The sequence below is a fragment of the Streptomyces sp. NPDC088246 genome (genome assembly GCF_044741025.1).
Classification (GTDB): domain Bacteria; phylum Actinomycetota; class Actinomycetes; order Streptomycetales; family Streptomycetaceae; genus Streptomyces.
In genome coordinates this window covers 538,860-561,058 of sequence record NZ_JBIURV010000001.1, presented here as the reverse complement: position 1 = coordinate 561,058, position 22,199 = coordinate 538,860, and the positions used below count along the sequence as shown (strand labels likewise).

Annotated in this window: 22 protein-coding genes and 1 tRNA gene; 4 read left to right on the top strand and 19 right to left on the bottom strand. The window is 68.8% G+C overall.

Annotated elements, in window-relative coordinates:
- Positions 1–28: 28 nt before the first annotated feature.
- Positions 29–262, bottom strand: coding sequence for a hypothetical protein (locus ACIPEK_RS02510; protein WP_015608461.1), 234 nt, complete (start codon positions 260–262; stop codon positions 29–31).
- 259 nt (positions 263–521) lie between these two features.
- Positions 522–1,973, bottom strand: a complete 1,452-nt coding sequence (locus ACIPEK_RS02505) for an MFS transporter (protein ID WP_401989757.1) — start codon at positions 1,971–1,973, stop codon at positions 522–524.
- A 102-nt stretch (positions 1,974–2,075) separates the two neighbouring features.
- Between ACIPEK_RS02505 and ACIPEK_RS02500 the strand changes: the two genes are divergently transcribed.
- Positions 2,076–2,939: a helix-turn-helix transcriptional regulator gene (locus tag ACIPEK_RS02500; protein ID WP_401989755.1), complete on the top strand. Its 864-nt coding sequence runs from the start codon at positions 2,076–2,078 to the stop codon at positions 2,937–2,939.
- Between the two features lie 104 nt (positions 2,940–3,043).
- On the opposite strand, the gene ACIPEK_RS02495 is transcribed toward ACIPEK_RS02500, so the two are convergent.
- From ACIPEK_RS02495 to ACIPEK_RS02465, 7 genes are all read right to left on the bottom strand, one after another.
- Positions 3,044–3,116: transfer RNA gene (locus ACIPEK_RS02495), tRNA-Ala, on the bottom strand.
- Between the two features lie 166 nt (positions 3,117–3,282).
- Positions 3,283–3,936: a histidine phosphatase family protein gene (locus ACIPEK_RS02490; RefSeq protein WP_383070375.1), complete on the bottom strand. Its 654-nt coding sequence runs from the start codon at positions 3,934–3,936 to the stop codon at positions 3,283–3,285.
- Complete coding sequence (gene rsfS, locus ACIPEK_RS02485; RefSeq protein WP_266361561.1) at positions 3,933–4,364, bottom strand: ribosome silencing factor; 432 nt, start codon at positions 4,362–4,364, stop codon at positions 3,933–3,935. Before rsfS ends, ACIPEK_RS02490 begins: the two co-directional genes overlap by 4 nt.
- A gap of 114 nt (positions 4,365–4,478) precedes the next feature.
- A complete protein-coding gene (locus tag ACIPEK_RS02480; RefSeq protein WP_401989753.1) occupies positions 4,479–6,227 on the bottom strand; it encodes an LCP family protein in 1,749 nt (582 codons plus the stop codon).
- A 19-nt stretch (positions 6,228–6,246) separates the two neighbouring features.
- On the bottom strand, positions 6,247–6,864 hold the full coding sequence (gene nadD, locus ACIPEK_RS02475; protein ID WP_093897071.1) for a nicotinate-nucleotide adenylyltransferase: 618 nt from the start codon (positions 6,862–6,864) through the stop codon (positions 6,247–6,249).
- Positions 6,865–6,902: 38 nt separating this feature from the next.
- Entirely contained in the window at positions 6,903–7,067 is a 165-nt protein-coding gene (locus ACIPEK_RS02470; RefSeq protein WP_093897070.1) for a hypothetical protein, read from the bottom strand.
- Positions 7,068–7,151: 84 nt separating this feature from the next.
- Entirely contained in the window at positions 7,152–7,304 is a 153-nt protein-coding gene (locus ACIPEK_RS02465) for a hypothetical protein (protein ID WP_176740246.1), read from the bottom strand.
- Positions 7,305–7,413: 109 nt separating this feature from the next.
- Here ACIPEK_RS02465 and ACIPEK_RS02460 point away from each other — a divergent pair, with 109 nt between their 5' ends.
- The gene (locus ACIPEK_RS02460; RefSeq protein ID WP_401989750.1) at positions 7,414–8,550 is read left to right on the top strand and encodes a M48 family metallopeptidase; all 1,137 of its coding nucleotides are present in this window, start codon (positions 7,414–7,416) and stop codon (positions 8,548–8,550) included.
- Here ACIPEK_RS02460 and ACIPEK_RS02455 read toward each other — a convergent pair.
- The 5 genes from ACIPEK_RS02455 to proB all read right to left on the bottom strand — a co-directional run bounded on the left by ACIPEK_RS02455 (position 8,474) and on the right by proB (position 13,671).
- Complete coding sequence (locus tag ACIPEK_RS02455) at positions 8,474–9,604, bottom strand: hypothetical protein (protein ID WP_401989748.1); 1,131 nt, start codon at positions 9,602–9,604, stop codon at positions 8,474–8,476. The two genes, ACIPEK_RS02460 and ACIPEK_RS02455, sit on opposite strands and share 77 nt — an antisense overlap.
- A gap of 252 nt (positions 9,605–9,856) precedes the next feature.
- Positions 9,857–10,462, bottom strand: a complete 606-nt coding sequence (locus ACIPEK_RS02450) for a hypothetical protein (RefSeq protein WP_401989746.1) — start codon at positions 10,460–10,462, stop codon at positions 9,857–9,859.
- Positions 10,463–10,529: 67 nt separating this feature from the next.
- Positions 10,530–11,813 carry a glutamate-5-semialdehyde dehydrogenase gene (locus ACIPEK_RS02445; protein ID WP_383070360.1) on the bottom strand — a complete coding sequence of 428 codons (1,284 nt, stop codon included), beginning with the start codon at positions 11,811–11,813 and terminating at the stop codon, positions 10,530–10,532.
- A gap of 79 nt (positions 11,814–11,892) precedes the next feature.
- Entirely contained in the window at positions 11,893–12,393 is a 501-nt protein-coding gene (locus ACIPEK_RS02440) for a hypothetical protein (RefSeq protein ID WP_401989744.1), read from the bottom strand.
- Between the two features lie 132 nt (positions 12,394–12,525).
- Positions 12,526–13,671, bottom strand: coding sequence for a glutamate 5-kinase (gene proB / locus ACIPEK_RS02435; RefSeq protein WP_383070364.1), 1,146 nt, complete (start codon positions 13,669–13,671; stop codon positions 12,526–12,528).
- A gap of 383 nt (positions 13,672–14,054) precedes the next feature.
- Between proB and ACIPEK_RS02430 the strand changes: the two genes are divergently transcribed.
- Together ACIPEK_RS02430 and rfbC are read left to right on the top strand one after the other, a co-directional pair.
- On the top strand, positions 14,055–16,094 hold the full coding sequence (locus ACIPEK_RS02430) for a glycosyltransferase (protein ID WP_401989742.1): 2,040 nt from the start codon (positions 14,055–14,057) through the stop codon (positions 16,092–16,094).
- Between the two features lie 82 nt (positions 16,095–16,176).
- On the top strand, positions 16,177–16,776 hold the full coding sequence (gene rfbC, locus ACIPEK_RS02425) for a dTDP-4-dehydrorhamnose 3,5-epimerase (protein WP_401989740.1): 600 nt from the start codon (positions 16,177–16,179) through the stop codon (positions 16,774–16,776).
- Between the two features lie 70 nt (positions 16,777–16,846).
- Here the strand turns inward: rfbC and ACIPEK_RS02420 are convergent, their stop codons facing one another.
- The 5 genes from ACIPEK_RS02420 to ACIPEK_RS02400 form a co-directional block, all read right to left on the bottom strand.
- A complete protein-coding gene (locus ACIPEK_RS02420) occupies positions 16,847–17,641 on the bottom strand; it encodes a class I SAM-dependent methyltransferase (RefSeq protein WP_401989738.1) in 795 nt (264 codons plus the stop codon).
- Positions 17,642–17,797: 156 nt separating this feature from the next.
- Positions 17,798–18,682, bottom strand: coding sequence for a dTDP-4-dehydrorhamnose reductase (rfbD, locus tag ACIPEK_RS02415; RefSeq protein ID WP_401989736.1), 885 nt, complete (start codon positions 18,680–18,682; stop codon positions 17,798–17,800).
- Entirely contained in the window at positions 18,679–19,665 is a 987-nt protein-coding gene (gene rfbB, locus ACIPEK_RS02410; RefSeq protein WP_401989734.1) for a dTDP-glucose 4,6-dehydratase, read from the bottom strand. Before rfbB ends, rfbD begins: the two co-directional genes overlap by 4 nt.
- Entirely contained in the window at positions 19,662–20,732 is a 1,071-nt protein-coding gene (locus ACIPEK_RS02405; protein WP_327275287.1) for a glucose-1-phosphate thymidylyltransferase, read from the bottom strand. Before ACIPEK_RS02405 ends, rfbB begins: the two co-directional genes overlap by 4 nt.
- 150 nt (positions 20,733–20,882) lie before the next feature.
- Complete coding sequence (locus tag ACIPEK_RS02400) at positions 20,883–22,100, bottom strand: glycosyltransferase family 2 protein (RefSeq protein ID WP_401989732.1); 1,218 nt, start codon at positions 22,098–22,100, stop codon at positions 20,883–20,885.
- Between the last annotated feature and the right edge of the window lie 99 nt (positions 22,101–22,199).

Below are 22,199 nucleotides of genomic sequence, written 5' to 3'. Positions count from 1 at the left end.
CATCTTCGTCAAGTGATGGCGAGGCGGTTCACGCGGTGGCGAAGGAGTAGAAGCGCTTGAGCGTGCAGTGCTCCTCCAGCAGCCGCCCGTAGATCGGCTCCCCTTCCAGCTCCCGGTAGGTCTCGATCGGGTCGCCCTTTATGATCAGCGCCCGCGCACACTCCTCGCACCAGTACTGGTACTCCGGATTGATCGGATCCATGTCCCTGACGATGGGCGTACCGCTGCCGCACCAGTCGCACTTCCGCCTGTGTGCACCCATGGGTCAGCTCCGGCTTTGGCCGCGGGCGGTACACACGCAGGAGACTCCGCCGTTCCCGCCGAGCACGTGGACCGCATGGGACGGATCACCAGCAGGACGACCGGCGCGGACGCGGCGTTCGGGGACAAGGAGCAGGTCCGGGACCTCGTCGCGGCTCGCAGGCATCGCGCGCTCCCTCCCGTTCGGTCCGTCGCCCCCTCCGGCGGTCCGATTCTGCCATGACGCCGCAAGGGGGTCAGCCCGCCGGACATCCGGCCGGTCACCGACGCCGCACGAGACCCACCGACGCGCCTGCGATCGCGGCCACCGACAGTGCGAGAGCGCATGCCCACAGGGCATGCCCCGACCCCTGCGCCCCTGGCGTATCAAGGCGGTTGAGGTAGAGCGTGCCGAATGCCGCCACGCCGATCAGCTGGCCGAGCTGAGTGACGGTCACCAGTGCACCGCTCGCATCAGCCGCTTCTTCCGGACGTACCTTCGCCAACGCCCCCGTAAGGGTGGGACTGAAGCCCAGCGCCATACCGCTGCCCACAATCGCGAAGGCCGCATACAGCCAGGGCCCGCCGTCGCCGCCGTCCCGCATCAGCAGCCCGATGGCCGAGGAGCCCACGGCCACCAGTGCGAACCCGCCCGGAACCAGGGCCCCTTGGAGCCTCGCGGGCCACCGGCGCCAGGTCAGCCCGATCGCACCGAATACCAGCGCGGTCGGTGCGAACATCAGCCCCGCGCGCAGCGCCGAGTAGCCCAGACCACCCTGGACGTGCAGTGTCATCGTGAAGAGGAAGCCCGCGTTGATCGCCATCACCACAAGAATGCGCAGCGCCGCCCGCGCCATGCCGGGGATACGCAGCACCCTGAGCGCGATCAGGGGCGCACCACCGCGCGCGGCCAGCCGTGACTCATAACCGGCGAACCCGGCGAAGAACCCCACGGAGGCGATCAGGCAGACCCAGGACCAGACCGGCCAGTCCAACTCCTGTCCGAGCACCAGGGGGACGGTGAGCAGCGTGACGGCTGCGGCGAGCAGCACCAGCCCCGGCAGATCGAGTCCGCGGGCGCGTGCCTGGGCCCTGGCGCCCTCCGTGCGCGGCTCGCCGGGCAGCACGCGGATGCCGAGCACCAGCAGAACCAGCCCGATCGGTACATTCACCAGGAAAACCGGCCGCCAGCCCGCGCCGAACAGATCGGCGCTGACCAGCACCCCGCCGAGCACCTGCCCTGCGGCCGCGCCGGTGGCGAGCACCGCGCTGTAGGCACCGAGCGCCCGAATCCGTGCCTCGCCGGTGAAGTGGCGCTGAATGAGGCTGAGCACCTGCGGAATCATCACCGCCGCACCCGCTCCCTGGGCCAGCCGGAAGGCGATCAACTGCCCGGTTCCGGCGGCGAGTCCGCAGGCCAGCGAGGCGGCCGTGAAGACGGCGAGTCCGGCCAGATGGGCCCGGCCGTGTCCGAGCAGACCGCCGAGCCTGGCACCGGTGATGAGCAGCACGGCGTACGTGATGGTGTAGCCGGCCACGATGAGCTGCAACCCCGCTCCGGAGGCGCCGAGTTCGCTCCGGATCGTCGGGGCGGCGACGTTGACGATGAAAATGTCGAGCAGCGCCATGAACTGAGCCGCGAGCACCAGGGCAAGCACTCTGCCGGGGCGTTTGTCAGTGGCGGTGTCTTTACTGGTTACGGAACGTGGAGTCGCCTCTGAGGCCGTCGTCATGGCATCGAGCCTGACCCCGGTCGGATACGGGTAACGAGAGCCCACTGATGCTGGTACTGACAGCACCTGGCAACTCCCGTGCGGGACACCGACGATGGGGGCGTGACAACGGTGACGGCACATCAGCAGGGGCAACACCGGCGGCGTCCGGAGCTCGCGGCCTTTCTGCGCAACCGCCGGGCGCGGGTGACACCCGCCGATGTGGGCATGGCGCCCGGACTGCGCCGCCGCACGCCGGGCCTGCGCCGCGAGGAGGTCGCGCAGCTCTCCGGCGTCGGTGTCACCTGGTACACCTGGCTGGAACAGGGCCGTCCGATCAACGCCTCACCGCAGGTACTGGACGCCGTGGCGCGCACACTGCGGCTGGACGCGCCGGAGCGCGAACACCTCTACCACCTGGCGGAGGTGGCCTACGCCCCGGGCAGACAGAACGACGCGATAGAGGTGGGGCCCGAGATCCAGGGCATCATCGACGCGCTCGATCCGCACCCCGCCGTGGTCTACAACACCCGGTACGACGTCCTGGCCACCAATCCCGCCTACCGCGACCTGTTCGGCGTCCCCGGAATAGCGGAAACGGGGATACGCAATGTGCTGTGGACGCTGTTCACGGTTGCCGAAGAAGCCTGTCCCGTCGTCCACCGGACCCAGGAACTGCCGATCATGGTGGCGACGCTGCGGGGAGCCTACGGACGCCATACGGGCGAGCCCGCCTGGGAGTCGTTCGTCGAACAGCTCTCGGCCGCCAGCCCGTACTTCGCCGAGCTGTGGCGCAGCGGGGACGTCGCCCCGCCGGGACCGCGGGTGAAGACCTTCCGGCACTGGGCGGCAGCCACCGATATACGGATGACCTCGGTGTCGCTGTCCGTCAACGGGCTGCCGGAGTGCCGGATCGTGGCCTACACCCCGGCCGACGAGGAGAGCGGCGAACAGGTGGCGGCGCTGCGGCGGCGGCGTGAGGCGTGACCGGGCGCACGGTCAAGGCGGTCGGACGTCAGAAGGGACCCCAGGCCGGGCAGTCGGGAGGAACGCAAAGATCCCGCCCCCTGATGGGGACGGGATCTCGATTGTGGAGCTAAGGAGAATTGAACTCCTGACCTCCTGCATGCCATGCAGGCGCTCTACCAACTGAGCTATAGCCCCGCTGTTCGCCGTGTTTCCCTGCGTTTCCGCGCTGCGAACAAGAAGAACTTTAGCCTGTGACCAGCCAGAAAGTGAAATCCGGCCGACGCCGCCCGGAGGTGACCTCCGAGCGCCGTCCGGGCCCGCCCCGCAGGCAGGCCCATGGCACTCCCAGGCCCCGGCGCTCCTACGTGTCGTCGCCGAGCACCGGCTCCGGCAGCGTGCCGGCATTGTGCTCCAGCAGGCGCCAGCCCCGCGCGCCCTCGCCCAGCACCGACCAGCAGCAGTTGGAGAGCCCGCCGAGCCCTTCCCAGTGGTGCGCCTCCAGACCCAGCAGCCGACCGATGGTGGTGCGGATGGTGCCGCCGTGGCTGACCACGACGAGCGTGCCGCTGTCAGGCAGCTTCTCGGCGTGCCCGAGTACGACCGGGGCGGCCCGGTCGGCGACCTCGGTCTCCAGCTCACCGCCGCCGCGGCGCACGGGCTCGCCGCGCTTCCATGCGGCGTACTGCTCGCCGTACAGCCCTACGATCTCCTCGTGGGTGAGGCCCTGCCAGGCGCCCGCGTAGGTCTCGCGCAGTCCCGCGTCATGCGCTACTTCGAGGCCGGTGATCGCGGCGAGTTCGGCGGCCGTGGCCGCCGCTCGCTGCAGATCGGAGGCGACGATCGCAGCCGGCTTCAGCGAGGCGAGCAGCCGGGCGGCCCGCTGGGCCTGCCCGACGCCGGCCTCCGTGAGTGCGATGTCCGTGGAGCCCTGGAACCGGCGCTCCAGATTCCATGCCGTCTGGCCGTGTCGCCAGAGGACGATCCTGCGGCCCCTGCCGCTTCCGCTGCCTTTCAGCTCTGCTCACCTTCCGTGCTGCCGGTGAGCTGGGCGTGCTCCGCGGCCTTGCCCCGGGTCTTGACGGCGTCCTCGGGGAGCGCGATCTCGGGGCAGTCCTTCCAGAGGCGCTCCAGCGCGTAGAAGACCCGCTCCTCGCTGTGCTGGACATGGATGACGATGTCGACGTAGTCGAGGAGGATCCAGCGCGCGTCGCGGTCGCCCTCACGGCGTACCGGCTTGGCGCCGAGTTCCTTCTGGAGCCGTTCCTCGATCTCGTCGACGATCGACTTGACCTGGCGGTCGTTGGGGGCCGAAGCCAGCAGGAAGGCGTCTGTGATCGACAGCACGTCGCTGACGTCGTACGCGATGATGTCGTGCGCGAGCCGGTCGGCGGCCGCCTGAGCGGCGGCGTTGATGAGCTCGATGGAGCGGTCCGTGGCGGTCACAAGCAGGCTTTCGTCGGCGGTCAGATCAACCTCTAGGGTCTCACGGACCGCCGACAGCCCACGCAGCGAATGTACGAAGATCGAATCGCCGTCATCCGGGCGGTGCGGTCCCGGTCATTTGATCTCGTAGTTCTGGCCGAGCACGACGGACACATCCGCGTTCGCGGCGGGCTTGCCCTGCTTGAGCGCGCTCGTCGGCAGACCCAGGGTCTTGGCCACCTGCGTCGCCTTGTCCTTGTCCGCCGCGGTCTTGTAGACGACCTCGGACAGCGCCGCGGTCTCGGCCGTTCCGCCGCCGACGAAGGCATAGCCGCCGTTGACCAGTTTGATCTGGGCGGACTCCGTGGCGTCCTTGTCACCGGTGGCGTTCTTGATCCCGACCCGCACCGCCGCACCGGCGTCCGGAGCCTTCACCGTGCCGCCCAGGATGTCCTTGACGACGCTCTCGGTGGCCGCGTCGGTGAGGGTGCCGTCGGCCTGCACCGGCAGCAGTGCCGTCTTGTAGTCGCCGACCTTGGCGTGCTGGGCGAGCTTGGCCAGCGAGGCACCGAGATCCTTCTCGGGGAGCGACGGGTCGAGGATCTGCGCCAGCGTCTGCACGGTGACCGTGGCGGCCTTCGGGTCGTCCGAGATCTTCCGCAGAACGGCCCGCATGACCTCCCCGAACCGCATGAGCTGCTTCGCCTCGGCCTCACCGGGTGCCCGGTAGGTGGCGTATGCAACGGCCATCTGGCCGCTCAGGGTCTGCGCCTCACCCTTCTTCACCAGGGGGGAGGCGCCCTTCTTCGTGTCGGGCACCTCGGTGTCGGTGTCGACCTCGATGCTGCCGACCAGATCGACGAGAGTCTCCAGATAGGGGGTGTCGAGCCGCCACGTGCCGCTGATCTTGGTGCCGAGCAGTGTGTCGATGGAATCGCGGGTGCCCGTGGTGCCGTCGTCCTCCACGGACTTGCCGAGGGTGGTCGTGACGCCCTCGTCGCTGGCGACCGCGAGCGAGTTGGGGAGCAGGACCGTGGTCCCCTGTTTGGTCGTCACATTGTCGACGAGCAGCGCCGTGGAGGTGCCGCCCTTCTTGGTGTTGCGCAGATGGACCACGATGACGTCCCGCTGCTGCGGGCCCGTCGATGCGGTGTTGTCCTTCTCCGAGCCGGAGAGGCCGGGGATCTTGCCGGCGGACCAGAGGTAGCCGACACCGCCGACCACCACCAGGACCACCACGACTATCAGCGCGACCATGCGGTTGCGGCCGCGACGCCGTGCCTCTTCGCGCCGCTCGCTGCGGCTCTCGGTGAATTTCAGCCAGTCGATGACGTCTTCGGAGTCCTCGTCGGGCTCCTCGATGAAGGAGAACTGCTCCGTGCGGTAGTCGCGGTCGGCTCGGCGCTGCCCGGGGACGGCCGGTTCCGGGCCGGCCTCGAAGTCGGGCCCGGGCTCGGGTTCCTGCCCGGCCGGCGCGGGTGCGGGCGGGGATGGCTGTGCGGCGGCCTGCTGCGGGATGTTCCACTGCTGGGTGGTGTCGACCGCGGCGGGCTGCCGGCCGGTGTCGTAGCCATAGCCGTCGTAGCCGCCGTATGCCTGCTGTTGGGGCTGCTGGGGGGCGGCGTACGGGTCGTACGGCTGCTGCGCGGGCTGCTGATGCGCGGGCTGCGGCTGTTGAGGCTGGACGTACGGGTCGTATCCGTACCCCTGATCGGCCTGATGCGGCTCCTGCTGGGACTGCTGGGACTGCTGGGACTGCTGAGGCGCATACGGGTCGTACGGCTGCTGTCCGGGCTGCTGATACACCGGCTGCCCGTACTCGTCGTAGCCGATGATCTGCGGCTGCTGGTAGTACGGGTCGTACGGGTTCTGTCGGTCGTTCACCGGGGCCCCTCTGCGTGGCTCATTCGCCGCGGTACAGCTGGCGCTTGTCGATGTAGCGGACCACGCCGTCCGGCACCAAGTACCAGACCGGCTCCCCCTGCGCGACCCTCTCACGGCAGTCCGTGGACGAGATCGCGAGCGCGGGCACCTCCACGAGGGAGACCCCGCCCTCCGGCAGCCCGGGGTCCGCGAGCACATGCCCCGGCCGCGTCACACCGATGAAGTGGGAGAGGGAGAACAGTTCGTCGGCGTCCCGCCAGGTGAGGATCTGGGAGAGCGCGTCGGCGCCGGTGATGAAGAAGAGGTCCGCGTCGCCGTGGATCGCGCGCAGGTCCCGCAGCGTATCGATGGTGTACGTCGGCCCGCTGCGGTCGATGTCGCTCCGGCTGACCGAGAACTGCGGGTTGGACGCCGTCGCGATGACCGTCATCAGATAGCGGTCCTCGGCCGGGGAGACGTGCTTGTGGCTCTTCTGCCACGGCTGCCCGGTCGGCACGAAGATCACCTCGTCGAGGTGGAACTGGGCGGCCACTTCGCTGGCCGCCACCAGGTGTCCATGATGAATCGGGTCAAACGTCCCGCCCATCACGCCGATTCGGCGCTTCCCGCGGCCGGTAGGCACTTCCTGCTCTCCCATGCGTGCAGAGCCTACTGGCACAGCTGTACGCCTTCGCCTCAGCGGTCGCGGTTGAAGCGAGTGGTGATCCACAGCAGGAGCAGCAGCACGACGAATGCACCGCCCCCGGTGAGATACGGGCTGAGACTTTCGTGGTTGCCACCGTGCTCGCCGCCCTCGGCGGCGAGAGTGACCAGCTGGTGCGCGGTGCTCGTGAGGCTCATCTTCGGCAGGACCTATCGATCGGGAGTCGGAAGGAAGACGTCGCGCACATCGTATGCGGGCGCTCCGGGCACGCTCACGCCGACTCAGTCGTTGTTGTCGTCGTTGCGGTATCCGCGGAGCAGGAACCAGCCGAGCAGGACAGCTCCGACGAGCGAGGCGAGCAGCACGATGCGGAGCGTGTTGCCGGGCCCCTGGTCCTCGGATGCGGCGGCGAGCAGAGCAACGGTATGCGGCATGTCGGGCGTCTCCTCAGTTATCCACAGCCCCCCGCACACCGTAGCCCCAGCACCTACGCTGGGATTGTCAGGGGGCGAGCGACGTCTCGTACGAACAGGGGGCCCATTCATGACCGAACGCAGCCACGAGAGCCACGAGAACGTGCCGAGCAGGCAGCGCAGGCGTTTCGCAGGGATCTCGTCCCGGGCCTACGAACACCCGGCGGACCGCTCGGCCCTGGTGGCCCTGCGCAAGCTGAGCGGTTTCGACACCGTGTTCAAGACACTGAGCGGTCTGCTGCCCGAGCGCAGCCTGCGACTGCTCTTCCTCTCCGACTCCGTCCGGGTGAGCGACGCGCAGTTCGTCCACCTCAACGACATGCTGCGGGACGCCTGTTACATCCTGGACCTGGAAAAGGTCCCGCCGATGTACGTCAATCAGGACCCGCAGCCCAATGCCATGTGTATCGGTCTCGACGAGCCGATCATCGTGGTGACGACGGGGCTGGTGGAGCTGCTCGACGAGGAGGAGATGCGGGCCGTCATCGGCCACGAGGTGGGACACGCCCTCTCCGGCCACGCCGTGTACCGCACGATTCTGCTGTTCCTCACCAATATCGCGTTGAAGGTCGCCTGGATCCCGCTCGGCAATGTCGCGATCATGGCGATCGTGACGGCACTGCGCGAGTGGTTCCGCAAGTCGGAGCTGTCGGCAGACCGGGCGGGGCTGCTGGTCGGACAGGATCTGCAGGCATCGATGCGCGGCCTGATGAAGATCGCGGGCGGCAATCATCTGCACGAGATGAATGTGGACGCCTTCCTCGCCCAGGCCGACGAGTACGAGAAGGGCGGCGATCTGCGCGACTCAGTGCTCAAGATCCTCAACCTGCTGCCCCGCTCGCACCCCTTCACCACGGTGCGCGCGGCCGAGCTGAAGAAGTGGTCCGAGACGCGCGACTACCAGCGGATCATGGACGGCCACTACCCACGGCGCGACGAGGACAAGGACACCTCGGTGACGGACTCCTTCCGGGAGTCCGCGGCGCACTACGCGGACACGGTGCGCAGCAGCAAGGATCCGCTGATGAAGCTCGTCGGCGACATAGCGGGGGGCGCGGGGGACCTGGGCGGCAAGCTCCGCGACAAGTTCACCGGTCAAGGAAGCGGGGGCGCAGCCGGCAAGGGCGGTGCTACGGACGGTTCCGCGGGCTCTGCGGGGCCCCAGGAGCCTCGGAACCCTGATGAGCCCGGGGCTGCTGGGAGCTGACCGTGAGCGTCCCGCAGAGTGCCGCAGTGGGCCGGTCCGTCGCATACGGGTCGGTGCCCGCGGGGCCGCGGGGGACGGCGTGCTGCCCGGCGAGCAGCGGCCGCAGCGCACCTGTGGTGTCCGCCGGGCACGCCTGCGGTCCGGCCTGTACGTAGCTGGTGCGCAGTTCCAGCCGGTGCAGCCGCAGGTCTTCCCGGTCGAAGCGGAAGCGCAGCTCGCGCCGTACGGTGAAGAGCGAGGCGCCGCCTGCCCGTTGGGGCCCTGAGACCGCCGGGCGGAGCGTGTATGTGAAGGTGTGGTCCGATACCACCTCCAGGGTGTCGGACCCCGCCTCCGTGTAGCTCAGGGTGCCCCGGACCCGTATGTCCGGAGCGGCCAGTGCCACCTTCGCCGGGTCGAAGCGCACCAGCCAGCCGGTGGCGGCATGCTGTCCGTCGTCGTCCGGCCGGCTCATACTGCGGTCGAACTGGGCCATCTGGTCCGGGTCGAGCAGCAGTTCCACCGGCCGCACCGCGTTTCCGGTGAGGACGTCGGGGTCGAGCGAGGACGCCGCCAGGTAGTCCTTGACCGTGGTCAGGGCCGTCTCGACCTGGCCGTCCGAGAAGTTGTCCGTCCCTCGGATCGCCGGCAGATTGATGCCTGCGGCACCTGTTTCGAACTGTGCGGCGGGGCTCTTCGCGAGGAGGTCGGCGGCGGTTCCGCCGGGTACGGCACCCTGGGGAGCCAGGGGTACGACGGTCGACCTCAGAGGTTCGGCCCTTCTGCCGACGGGCGCCTGGTAGGGGTGACGGAAGCCCATGTACACGGCCGTTCCGAAGGCCAGGGCGATCAGGAGGACCAGGGCGATGGCTGCCTTGGAGCCGGCGCGGAAGCCCCGGGCCGGGAGGCTGCGTACGGCACGGGCGTGGTCCCGCATGCGTTCCTGGGCGGAGAATTCCTTCAGCCGGGCAGCACGCACGAACGACTCGTCGAAGACGAGTGACCGGTACTCGTCCTCACCGCCGCCCGGCGCGCTCTCGGGCGGACCTTCTGGTGGTTCTCCGCGGTCTGCCATGACTTCTTCTCCCGACTCCACGTCACCGACCGGGGCCGGAACGCTTCGCTCTGCTTCGGCCGAATGGCTTCGGACAGGGCCTGCCCGTCATGAGTTCGCATGACGTCGCATCGCGTCGCATGACTACGCATGTACGGACGAGTGAGAAGCCCCCTCGGGGAGAGAGGGGTCACACCTTCAGGGTAGGTCGATTACGACCGGGGTAAACGCCCAGCCGCGCGAGAGTTGCCCCGAGACCCCGGCCGACCGCCCTCAGGACGGGCGCGGGACCGCTGAGACCGTGGGGCGGGGGTAGCCGGCCGAGCCCGACGGGATGGCGCTGGGGACGGGGCCGGGTGCACTGTCCACGCCGGTGGTGGCGGGTGGCGGGGCGGGGTCCTGGCGGTTGCCCGAGGTGTTGCGGTAGACGGCACTGAAGGCCAGCGCGACCATTCCGATGCCCATCAGCACGGCGAGCAGCCAGGCCACCGGCCGGTGCCAGCGCGCCGCACCCCGGTAGGGGCGCAGGACGCCGCCGTGGCGCCCGTAGGGGCCGCTGCCGTACGCGTCGTCGCCATCGGGGCCCAGCGGGTCGCCGCAGGCGCTCCCGCGGCCATATGCGCCGCCCGGCCCGTATCCCTCGTCATAGAGCTCGTCGTCCGGCGGACCGCCGCCCGCCCGCGCCCTGGACGCCTCGGCCTCGGCGCGCGCCTGCGCAGCCGCCAGCAGTCGCTCCACGGCGGTGGGTTCATGGATCTCGGCGGCCCGTACGAAGTCCTCGTCGAATACCACGGAGGCGAAGTCCTCGTCCGCGCCCCCGCGGTCGTCGTCGGGCTCCCAGCCGTCCGGGAACGGCCTGCCCCCCACGTCGTCCGGCACGGCTCCAGACTAGCCCCGCCGGGTCGTTCTGGGCAGGGAGCCCGCAACATTCACCGCAGCCGGACAGTCACCGCACGTGGCCGTCGCCCGTGACGATGTACTTCGTCGAGGTCAGCTCCGGCAGGCCCATCGGACCCCTGGCATGCAGCTTCTGCGTGGAGATGCCGATCTCGGCGCCGAAGCCGAACTGACCGCCGTCGGTGAAGCGCGTCGACGCGTTCACGGCCACCGTCGTGGAGTCCACCAACTGGGTGAAGCGGCGGGCCGCGGCCTGGGAGGTGGTCACGATCGCCTCGGTGTGGCCGGAGGACCAGAGCCGGATGTGCGCGACAGCCGCGTCCAGCGACTCCACGACGGCCGCGGCGATGTCGTACGAGAGGTACTCGGTCTCCCAGTCCTCCGGCGTCGCCGCCACCACGGTGGCCTTGGACCCCTCGGCGTATTCGAGGACCCGCTCGTCGCCGTGCACGGTCACCCCGGCGCCGGCCAGCGCGTCCAGTGCCCGGGGCAGGAAGTCCGCGGCGATGTCCTTGTGGACCAGGAGCGTCTCGGCGGCGTTGCAGACGCTCGGGCGCTGCGCCTTGGAGTTGATCAGGATGTCGACGGCCATGTCGAGGTCGGTCTGCGCGTCCACGTACACATGGCAGTTGCCAGTGCCGGTCTCGATGACCGGAACGGTGGATTCCTCAACCACTGTGCGGATCAGCGAGGCGCCGCCTCGCGGGATGAGGACGTCGACGAGGCCGCGCGCCCGCATGAGTTCCCGTACCGAGTCGCGGTTCTCGCCCGGCACCAGCTGCACCGCGTCGGCCGGGAGGCCGGAGCCGCCGACCGCATCGCGCAGCACCCGTACGAGCGCGACATTGGAGGCGTAGGCGGAGGACGAGCCGCGCAGCAGGACGGCGTTGCCCGATTTCAGGCAGAGGGCAGCGGCGTCGACCGTCACATTGGGCCGGGCCTCGTAGATGATCCCGACCACGCCGAGCGGTACCCGGACCTGTCGCAGGTCGATGCCGTTGGGCAGGGTCGAGCCGCGGACGACCTCGCCGACCGGGTCGGGCAGCGCCGCGACGTCCCGCACATCGGCGGCGATGGCGCGGATCCGTTCCGGTGTGAGGGTGAGCCGGTCGACGATCGACTCGCTGGTCCCGGCCTCACGGGCGCGGGCGACGTCCTCGGCGTTGGCCGCGACGATCTCGCCCGTCCGAACTTCCAGCGCGTCCGCGATCGCCAGCAGCGCGTCGTCCTTCGCCGCGCGCGGCAGTGGCGCGATGTCGGCGGCGGCGGAGCGTGCCCGGTAGGCGGCCTGGGCAACCGGGGACATGTTGTCGTACGGCGAGAGCGTGGTCATGCCCGCAGGGTAGTGCGCACACTGCGGGCATCCGTCACGTATCCCGTGATGCGAGACAACCGTCCCAGGACGGGCCGGTTCAGTACGGGTGGACGCCGACCGGTGCAGCCGGCGGCGGCCCGTATCCCTCGGCGATCCGCTGGTGGTACGTCTCCCGGTCGATGACCTCCAGGCCGACGATCTCCCAGGGCGGCAGTTTGGCGCTGGAGCGGTGTTCCCCCCACAGCCGCAGCGCGACGGCCGCCGCATCGTGCAGGTCACGCGCCTCTTCCCAGTAGCGGATCTCCGCGTGGTCGTTGGCGTACCGGCTGGTCAGCAGGAAGGGATGGTCGTGCGCGAGCTGTTCGAGACCGCGTCTGACCTCCTTCAGCGGAATCGCGGCGCCGGAGACGCTGAGCGTGATGTGCCAGAGTCTCGACGGGGTGCGTTCCTCCTTCGCCACCGTCGGCTCGGGCCCGGTGGTCCGGTCGTCCCTGCGGTCCACGGACCGGCTCTCGTCGAAGCCGACACCTGCTCCGACACTGGTCAGGGCCCGGCCACCCGTTCCTCGGGGCGGCGCCCCCGGGCGCGCTCGTCTCACCGGCGGCCTCCTGTGAATGCGTTTGCTGTGCTGTACCCCGCTGTGCCCCCGTTACAAAGTTGACCAGTCCGCGGCCGACGATGGGGCGCTTTTCGTGAAGGTCCCTGCCCCGAGGCTGGACTTTCAGCCGTTTCAGGGGGTCTGTCGGGGGTGCAGGACGACGAGATCGTCCCTGTGTACGACCTCGCGCTCATATGCTGGACCGAGTTCACGTGCCAGGTCGCGGGTGGATCGGCCGAGCAGCTGCGGAATCTCCTTGGCGTCGAAGTTGACGAGTCCGCGAGCCACGGGGCGGCCTTCGAGGTCGCGCAGTTCCACCGGGTCCCCCGCGGTGAACTCGCCCTCGATCGCGGCGATTCCTGCGGGCAACAGCGAGCTGTGCCGCTCGACGACCGCCTCTACGGCCCCGTCGTCGAGGGTCAGCGAGCCCTGCGGGGTGGAGGCGTGGGCGAGCCAGAGGAGCCGGTCCGCCGAGCGGCGCCCGGTGCGGTGGAAGTACGTACCGGTGTCGCGTCCGGCCAGCGCGTCGGCGGCCCGGCTCGCGGAGGTGAGGACGACCGGGACTCCGGCGGCCGTGGCGATCCGGGCGGCCTCGACCTTGGTGACCATGCCGCCTGTGCCGACGCCTGCCTTCCCCGCGCTGCCGATGGCGACACCCGCGAGATCCTCGGGGCCGGCCACTTCGGCGACCCGCGAGGTGCCCGGGGTGCTGGGGTCGCCGTCGTAGAGGCCGTCCACGTCCGAGAGGAGGACCAGCAGATCGGCGCGGACGAGATGGGCGACGAGCGCGGCGAGCCGGTCGTTGTCGCCGAACCGGATCTCGTCGGTGGCGACGGTGTCGTTCTCGTTGACGATCGGGAGCGCACCCATGTCCAGGAGCTGGTCGAGGGTGCGATAGGCGTTGCGGTAGTGGGCGCGCCGACTGGTGTCGTTGCTGGTGAGCAGCACCTGGCCGACGCGTACGCCGTAACGCGCGAAGGAGGCGGTGTAGCGGGCGACGAGCAGTCCCTGTCCGACGCTGGCGGCGGCCTGCTGTCTGGCCAGGTCCTTGGGCCGGCGGTGCAGCCCGAGCGGGGCGAGCCCGGCCGCGATGGCGCCGCTGGAGACGAGCACGATCTCGCGCTCCCCGCCGCTCCTCACCTTGGCGAGCACGTCGACGAGCGCGTCGACACGGTCCGCGTCGAGGCCACCCGCCGCGGTGGTGAGGGATGAGGAACCGACCTTGACCACGATCCTGCGGGCCTCTGTGACGCCCTGCCTTGCCCCTGACACGTACATCCCCAATGATTCGGCCTCGCCCAGCCCTGGCAATCTACGCGAGCGGCGGAATCGGCGCCTGTGCGTTCCGGCCCGTGGACGTGTGAGCGGCTCCATGACCCGTGCGTCCGGCCCCGCCGCCGAAGAGATCGACAGCCGCATCAACAGCCAAGCTCATTACTCACATCGAATGATCGGCTTCTCGACGTGGTGCACCGGCACCGGGCGAATGGGCGCGGGAATATCGAATCGCGTCAACCAGCGCAACCATCGAAACGTCTCGCTCATCTAACTGCCGATAGGGTGCGTGGCGGCGGCCCTCCCCCGTTTTTCGGCAGTGTGCAGTGTCGGCCCCGCATCCGCCACCATCTCCAGGGCCCTCTACCAGACATGGGACAGCAGCGATGCCAGTCAAAGTAAGTGTCGTCATTCCGGTATACAACCCGGGCAAGTACATCGACCCCTGCATCGACTCACTTCTGCGGCAGACCCTCCCTGCAGGGGAGTTCGAAGTTCTCTTCGTCAACGATGGCTCCACGGATGACACTCCTGAACGGCTCGAAAAGCTGGCGGCGGAACACCCCCATTTCCGGGTGATCACCATCCCCAACTCCGGATGGCCCGGAAAGCCCCGCAACGTCGGTGTGGACGAAGCGAAGGGCGAGTACGTCCAGTTCGTGGACCAGGACGACCATCTCGCCTCCGACGCCCTGCGTCGGCTGTACGAGATGGGGCACCGCAACGGCTCGGACATCGTCATCGGCAAGGTGGCCAGCAACTTCCGCGGTGTCCCGCACGGCGTGTTCAAGAAGAACCGCGATAAGTGCACCCTGCGCGACGCACCGCTGTACGACAGCCTCACGCCGCACAAGATGTTCCGGACGGAGTTCCTCCGCAAGAACGGCATCGCCTACCCCGAGGGCAAGCGCCGCCTCGAGGACCAGCTCTACATGATGCAGGCGTACTTCCCGGCCGAAGTCGTCTCCATCCTGGGCAACTACACCTGTTACTTCTATTCCCGGCGCGACGACGGCAAGAACGCCGGTTCCACCAGGATCGTTCCGGCCCACTACTACGGAAACCTCCGCGAAGTCCTGGACGTCGTCGTGGCCAACACCGAGCCGGGCAAGTTCCGGGATCTGCTGCTCCGCCGCTTCTACCGGGTCGAGATGCTGAGCCGGCTCAGCGAACCCGCGGTGGCCAAGTACCAGCCCGATTTCTTCGGCGAGATGTGCGACGCGATCAGGCCGCTGGCCATCGACTTCATGGGCGACGGTGTGCACGACGGCCTCGGCCCGCTGTTGCGGATCCGGTCCACACTCCTGCGCAGGGACGACCGGGAGGGGCTGCTCCGGATCGCCCGGTTCGCCGGGTCCGTCAAGGCGTCGGCACGCCTGGAGGAGTTCGCCTGGCAGCCGGACGGCCGCGCCGCTGTCACCGTCACCGCTCGGCTGGTCCAGGGCGACGACGAGGCCCCCGTGAAACTGCTGCGCCGGGACGGCCGCTACTTCCTGCACCCGGACAACGGCGGCGGACTGCTGGCCGAGGACGAACTCCTCGACGTCACCGACGACATCGACGGCTTCTCCGCCGAACTGTCCCTGCGCAATCGCGAGACGGCCGTCGAATGGCCCTGCCCCGCGACGTTCACCACTCGGACCGTTGAACTCGGCGACGGAGCCTGCGAGATCGTCCTGAGCGGCAGCGGCCATGTGTCTTCGGAGGCGGTCAAGGGCCGTGGCCGGGTCTCCCGCGGCTTCTGGGACATCTGGGTGCCGCTGCGCGGCCTGGGCCTGGTCCGCAAGGCAAGGCTGGGTGCCGACCGCGCACCGGAGGTGGACGCCGCCTGCCTGCCTGCCTCGCTCGGCTCGCCGGCCCGTGCCGTCATCCCGTACTTCACCGACCCGCACGGCAACCTCACGCTCGATGTCGCCCGTCGCAGCAAGAAGCTCGCCGACTATCTGGGCGGCCGTCCCGTTCTGCGGACCCCGGGTCGGCGGCCCGAGCTCCGGCTGGAGCTCTTCACCGCCACCACGACCGTCGCCTCCGACGCCCAGCTGGTCCTGAGCCCGGCCGACGGAACCGGCTCGGCCGTGCACACGCTGCGTACCGTGCTGCAACCGACGGAGGGCAGGGCCCACCTCACCGTGCCCGGCCGCGCCCCCGGCGTCGCAGCGGGCGCCTGGAAGCTCTCCGTACGGCTGGACGGCGAGAAGGGCCCCGCACTGGGCCTCTGCGACGTCACCGTCGACAAGGGCGGCAGGATCCAGCTGGATCCCGAACTGCCCCAGGCCGCGGACGCGATCATGGTCGGGGCGGCCTCGCAACGCCGGAAGGCGACTCTGCGTCGCGCGCTGCGCACCGTCGGCGGCCCGATCGTGCGCAGGCTCCCCCCGCAGGGCCGGAAGCGCGCGCGCCGTCTCGCCGCCCGGCTCACCGGCTGATCCGCTGCCGACGACGGGCCCACCAGCACCAGCACCAGCACCAGCACCAGCACCAAACACATCGGAACAAGGACGTGATCGCATGCGGCAGCTCTCCATCGCAGGGGCCTGGGTGCACGAGCCCAAGGTCTTCCCGGACAGCCGCGGCAGCTTCCACGAGTGGTTCAAGGCGTCGGAGCTCAGCGAGGCTGTCGGACACACTCTGCAGCTCGCGCAGGCCAACTTCTCCGTCTCCAGCCGGGGAACACTGCGCGGCGTCCACTTCGCCGACGTGCCGCCGAGCCAGGCGAAATACGTCAAGTGCGTACGTGGCGCGGTGCTCGACGTCGTCGTGGACATCCGGGTCGGCTCCCCCACGTACAGGCAGTGGGAAGCCGTCCGGCTCGACGATTCGGACCATCACGCCGTCTATCTCGCCGAGGGTCTCGGCCATGCCTTCATGGCCCTGACGGACGACGCGTCGGTCCTCTACCTGTGCTCCGAGGGCTACGCGCCCGGCCGTGAGCACGGCATCAATCCGCTCGACCCCGAGCTGGGCATCGAGTGGCCGGAAGGGATCGCCCCGCTGCTGTCCGACAAGGACGCCGCGGCCCCCTCGCTGGCCGAGGCCGAGGAACAGGGCCTGCTGCCGTCGTACGAGGCGTGCCAGGCGCACTACGCGCGGCTGCGCGCCCGCGGCTGAGCCCGGACAGGGACGCCGAAGCCCCCGTGGTCCGTACGGATCACGGGGGCTTCGTACTGTCTCGGTCCGGTCAGCCCGTCACGGCCTCGATGCGCCCCCGCAGGGGTGCGAACGCCGAGCGGGGGCGGCGCAGGTTGCGGGCGCGGGCCAGGGCCGGCCAGAAGTCGGCGCCGAGCAGCGCCTCGGGCTGGACGGCGTTCTTCCGCACCAGCACCTCCTCCGGCACATCCTGCGGATCGGGCACGACGTACTCCTCGATGATCTTGTCGTACGCGTTCTTCAAGATGTCGCTCTCCGGGTTGGCGCCGAAAACGGCGACCACACCCGTCGGCGCCGTGTCCACCTCTACGACCACCAGGTCGGGACGGTAGCGGCGCAGCACCTGCACGACCTTGTACACATCACCGGTCCAGAACTTGGTGTGCCGGTCGCGGGCCGCCTCGTCGACATCGCGCGGCAGCATGTCGTCCAGCACGATCACGCTCGACCAGCGGGCGTGCTTCTCGACGTTCATGAAGTCGCGCAGGGCGTACTCGAAGAGGTGCATGCCGTCGATGAAGGCGAGCTCCAGCTTCGGATCCCCGCCGAGCACATTGAGGGGATCGCGGCGGGCGAGGGCGCGGAACGGGTTGCGGCCGTTGCGCAGGTGCAGCAGCGGGTCCTTGCGGGCGAAGAAGGCGTCGCTCGTCGCCTTGACCAGGTGGACGTCGCAGCTGATGTCCGTCACCACGCGGAAGGCGGGGTCGACGGCGACGGAAGGCACTCGCGAGAGGGCCAGGCTCCTGCCGTCGTTGACCCCGATCTCCAAATAGTTCCGAGGCCGGTAGACGCGGTGCAATTGACGCAGAAAGTCATGGCGGTTCACGTGGAGCAGCCCTTCGGAGGAAACCAACTGGTCTGGTCCCCGGCGAAGTTACCGCATGACCGCACTGCGATGTAAGCGTTCTCCCCTATGTAAACCTTCGTTGTTCACATCTTTGAAATTCGACGGGATTTGACTGACGATACGATCATTTGACGATCATGACCGCTCCGCTGCGAGAAGTGCCGGGAATGCCTCTTCCAGCGCCGCCCGCCAGTCCCGGATCGGTTCGATCCCGGCCGCCGCCCAGCGGTCGTGTCCCAGCACACTGAAAGCGGGACGGGGAGCCGGCCGTACGAAGGCCTCGCTGGTGGTGGGGCGGACGCGTGCAGGGTCGGTGCCGAGCAGCCGGAAGATCTCCCGGGTGAAGCCGAACCAGGTCGTATCGCCGCCGCTGGTCCCGTGGTAGACACCCGCGGGGGCGGTGCCCGCGAGGGCGGCCTGTCCGAGCCGGACCAGCCGGTCGGCCAGATCGACGGTCCAGGTGGGCTGTCCGCGCTGGTCGTCCACCACGTCGAGGGCCTCCTTGACGCCCTCCAGCTTGATCATCGTACGGACGAAGTTGCCGCCGCCCGCGCCGTAAAGCCAGGCGGTACGGACCACGTAACCGGTGTCCGGCAGGGTGCCGAGCACGGCCTGCTCGCCGGCCAGTTTGGTGCGGCCGTAGGCGCTGCGCGGTCCGGTGGAGCCGTCCTCGGCGTAGGGCTTCTCGCCGTCCCCGGCGAAGACGTAGTCGGTCGAGACCTGGAGGAAGACGGCACCGTGTTCGCGGCAGGCCTCGGCGAGGACCGCGGGGCCCGTGCCGTTGACCCGCAGCGCGGCGTCCTCCTGGGACTCGGCGTCGTCGACAGCGGTCCAGGCGGCGCAGTTCACCACGACCGCGGGGCGGTGCTCGTCGAAGCCTGCGCGCACCGATCCGGGGTCCGCAATGTCCATCGCCGCACGGTCCGCGGCGACCGCGGCGACGTCCTCACGGGCGAGCCGGGCCAGGACGTCCTGGCCCAGCATCCCAGCGGCTCCGGTGACCAGCCAGACGGCGCTCACAGCGCGGCCCGGTCCTTCAGCGGCTCCCACCAGGCGCGGTTGTCGCGGTACCACTGCACCGTCTCGGCGAGGCCGGTGCGGAAGTCCTTGCGGGGCTCGTAACCGAGCTCCTCGCGGATCTTTGTGCAGTCGACCGAGTAGCGTCGGTCGTGACCCTTGCGGTCCTCGACATAGGTGACGCTGGTGTCCCAGTCGGCGCCGCAGGCGTCCAGCAGCAGGCCGGTGAGCTCCTTGTTGGAGAGCTCGGTGCCGCCGCCGATGTTGTAGACCTCACCGGCCCTGCCCTTGGTGCGGACCAGTTCGATGCCCTGGACGTGGTCGTCGATGTGCAGCCAGTCGCGGACGTTGGCGCCGTCGCCGTACAGCGGGACCGTCCTGCCGTCCAGCAGGTTGGTGACGAACAGCGGGATGACCTTCTCGGGGAAGTGGTGGTGCCCGTAGTTGTTGGAGCAGCGGGTCACCCGCACGTCGAGGCCGTGGGTGCGGTGGTACGAGAGTGCGATCAGGTCGCTGGACGCCTTGGCCGCGGAGTACGGCGAGTTGGGCGCGAGCGGATCGGTCTCGGGCCAGGAGCCCTCGTCGATCGAGCCGTAGACCTCGTCGGTGGAGATGTGCACGAAGGTCTTGATGCCGGCCAGGTGCGCGGCGTGGATCAGGGTGTGGGTGCCCACGACGTTCGTACGGACGAATTCGGCGCCGCCGTCGATGGAGCGGTCCACATGGGATTCGGCGGCGAAGTGCACCACCTGGTCGTGCTCGGCCATCAGCTCGGAGACCAGTTCGGGATCACAGATGTCGCCCTGCACGAACCTGAAACCGGGGTGGTCACGCACCTCGTCGAGGTTGGCCGGGTTGCCCGCGTAGGTGAGCTTGTCGAGCACGGTCACGGCGATGCTGCCGGGACCCTCGGGGCCGAGCACCGTACGGACGTAGTGCGAGCCGATGAAACCGGCGCCGCCGGTCACCAGGATGTTGGTGGTCATGAAGAGATCTGCACCTTGCTGTGATCGCCGAGTACGAGTCGGTGGGCGGACGGGGAACGGGGCGCAGGGGTCACCTCGACGTCACGGCCGATGAGCGACGCCTCCACTCGGCGGACACCGGCGATGGAGGCGCCCCGCAGAACGATGGAGTACTCGATCTCGCTGTCCTCGATCCGGCAGTCCTCCGAGACCGAGGTGAACGGGCCCACGTACGCGCCGCTGATCACCGACCGGGCGCCGATGACCGCGGGCCCGACGATGCGGCTGCCGCTGACCTTGGCGCCCGCCTCGATCCGCACCCGGCCGATGATCTCGCTGTCCTCGTCGACCTCGGCCTCCTCGTGGGACGGCTCGATGGACTCCAGCACGGTCCGGTTGACCTCCAGCATGTCGGTGACATTGCCGGTGTCCTTCCAGTACCCGCGGATCGTGGTGGAGCGCACGTCACGCTTCTGGTCGATCAGCCACTGGATGGCGTGCGTGATTTCCAGCTCGCCCCGCCAGGACGGCTCGATCGAGCGGACGGCCTCGTGGATGGCGGGGGTGAAGAGGTAGACACCGACGAGCGCCAGATCGCTCTTGGGCTCCTTCGGCTTCTCCTCCAGGGCCGCCACCCGGCCGTCGGCGTCGAGCTCCGCGACACCGAAGGAGGTCGGGTTGGGCACCTGGGTCAGCAGGATCTGCGCATCGGGCCTGTCGGTGCGGAACTCCTCCACCAGACCGGTGATCCCGCCGACGATGAAATTGTCACCGAGGTACATGACGAAGTCGTCGTCCGCCAGGAAGTCACGGGCGATCAGCACCGCGTGGGCGAGGCCGAGCGGCTCGTCCTGCGGGATGTACGTGACCTCGATGCCGAGCCGGGAGCCATCGCCGACCGCCTCACGGATCTCCTGGGCGGTGTCGCCCACGATGATGCCGACTTCGGTGATGCCCGCTTCCGCGATGGCCTCCAGGCCATAGAACAGCACGGGCTTGTTCGCCACCGGTACCAGTTGCTTGGCCGAGGTGTGGGTGATGGGACGCAGGCGGGTGCCGGCCCCTCCGGACAGTACGAGAGCCTTCACGTGACCAGTCCTCATGGTTGAGATATCGGTCGTGTCGCGGCTGCGACCTGCTGGGCGACTCTACTGAGAATTGCTGCGCAATTCGTAGTGCGTCAACTCTGTGAACGAGATGCGGACACACATCCGGAGCAAGGGCAGTGGCGGGACCGCTCAGCCTGCGCTGATCCGCAACTTCCAGCGCCGCACGTCCCGCCGCATACGCCGGACCACACGCCGCGACAGCGACGCCCTGCGGGCTACGGCCTCGGGCTTCTCGATGCGCTTGCCGTCGTGCCAGTCGGGCACGGTGACCTCGAAATCGGAGTCCGAGAGACCGCTCGAACGGTCCCGGAAGTGCGGATACGCAAGAAAGAGCTTGTCGCCCTTCCGTGAACTGACCACATCCGGAACGGACTTCTCCCGCGCATACGTCAGCATGTCCGCCAGCACATCGGCCCGGCCCCGCGCCACAGCGGCGAGCCGCAGCCTCTCGGCGACCTTGATGAGGCGCGCCACCCCGTCGTTCCAGTACGTGTCCATGAGCGGCGCCACGAGCTCCATCTTGTGCCGCCGGACCTCCTCCGAGTCCCGGAGGAAGTTGGGACCGAACTGCTGCAGCGTCCCGACCGTGAAGGGCCGGACCATCAGGAAATCCCGCTTCGGACCGGCCGGTTCGAGCCGGTGAATGAGCGCCATCATGGCCCTCATGGAATCGAAGCGCCATACATAGGTGCCGCTCTTGGTCACATGCTTTCCGTCGTCACGGCCGACCAGGTGATAGCAGGTGTAATTGGAGATGACGGAGACTCCGGCACCCCGCAGATACGCCTCCATGGTGAAAAGCGCGTCCTCACCGGTCTTCAGTTCCTCATCGAATTTCAGACCGATTCGCTCCAGCAGTTCACGCCGGAAGAGTTTCTGTGCGCTCAGCGTGTAAATGACCTTGGAATTGTATACATTGACCCGCTCCTTGGTGGCTGTCCACATCGACCGGGGTGCTCCGCGATTGACCCCGACCACCTTGCCGAGCACCACGTCGGTGTTCGCCCGGTCGGCCATGGCGACCATCCGCTCCAGGGCCTCGTCGCCGAAGTAGTCGTCCGCGTCGAGGAAGAACACATAGCGCCCCCTCGCCATGCCGAGACCCACATTGCGCGGCCCGCTGGGGCCGCCGGAATTCTCCTGCCTGACCACCCTGGTAGGAACCGCGGACCGGGCCGCGAACTCCTCCAGGTACTCACCGGTGCCATCGGTCGAACCGTCGTCGACCGCCACGATCTCGATCCGGTGGGCACCGATGGTCTGTGTCTCGACCGATTCGAGGCAGCGTATGAGATAGGGCATTGCCTCATATGCGCCGATGATCACGGTTACGTCAGGAATTGGCATCTCGTTCACATCAACAGAAGACAGTCACCCCCGAGCGTTGGTTGCCCAACACTGCACAGCCGAAGAGTGACCCTTATCACAAAAAGCCCGGCACAACCC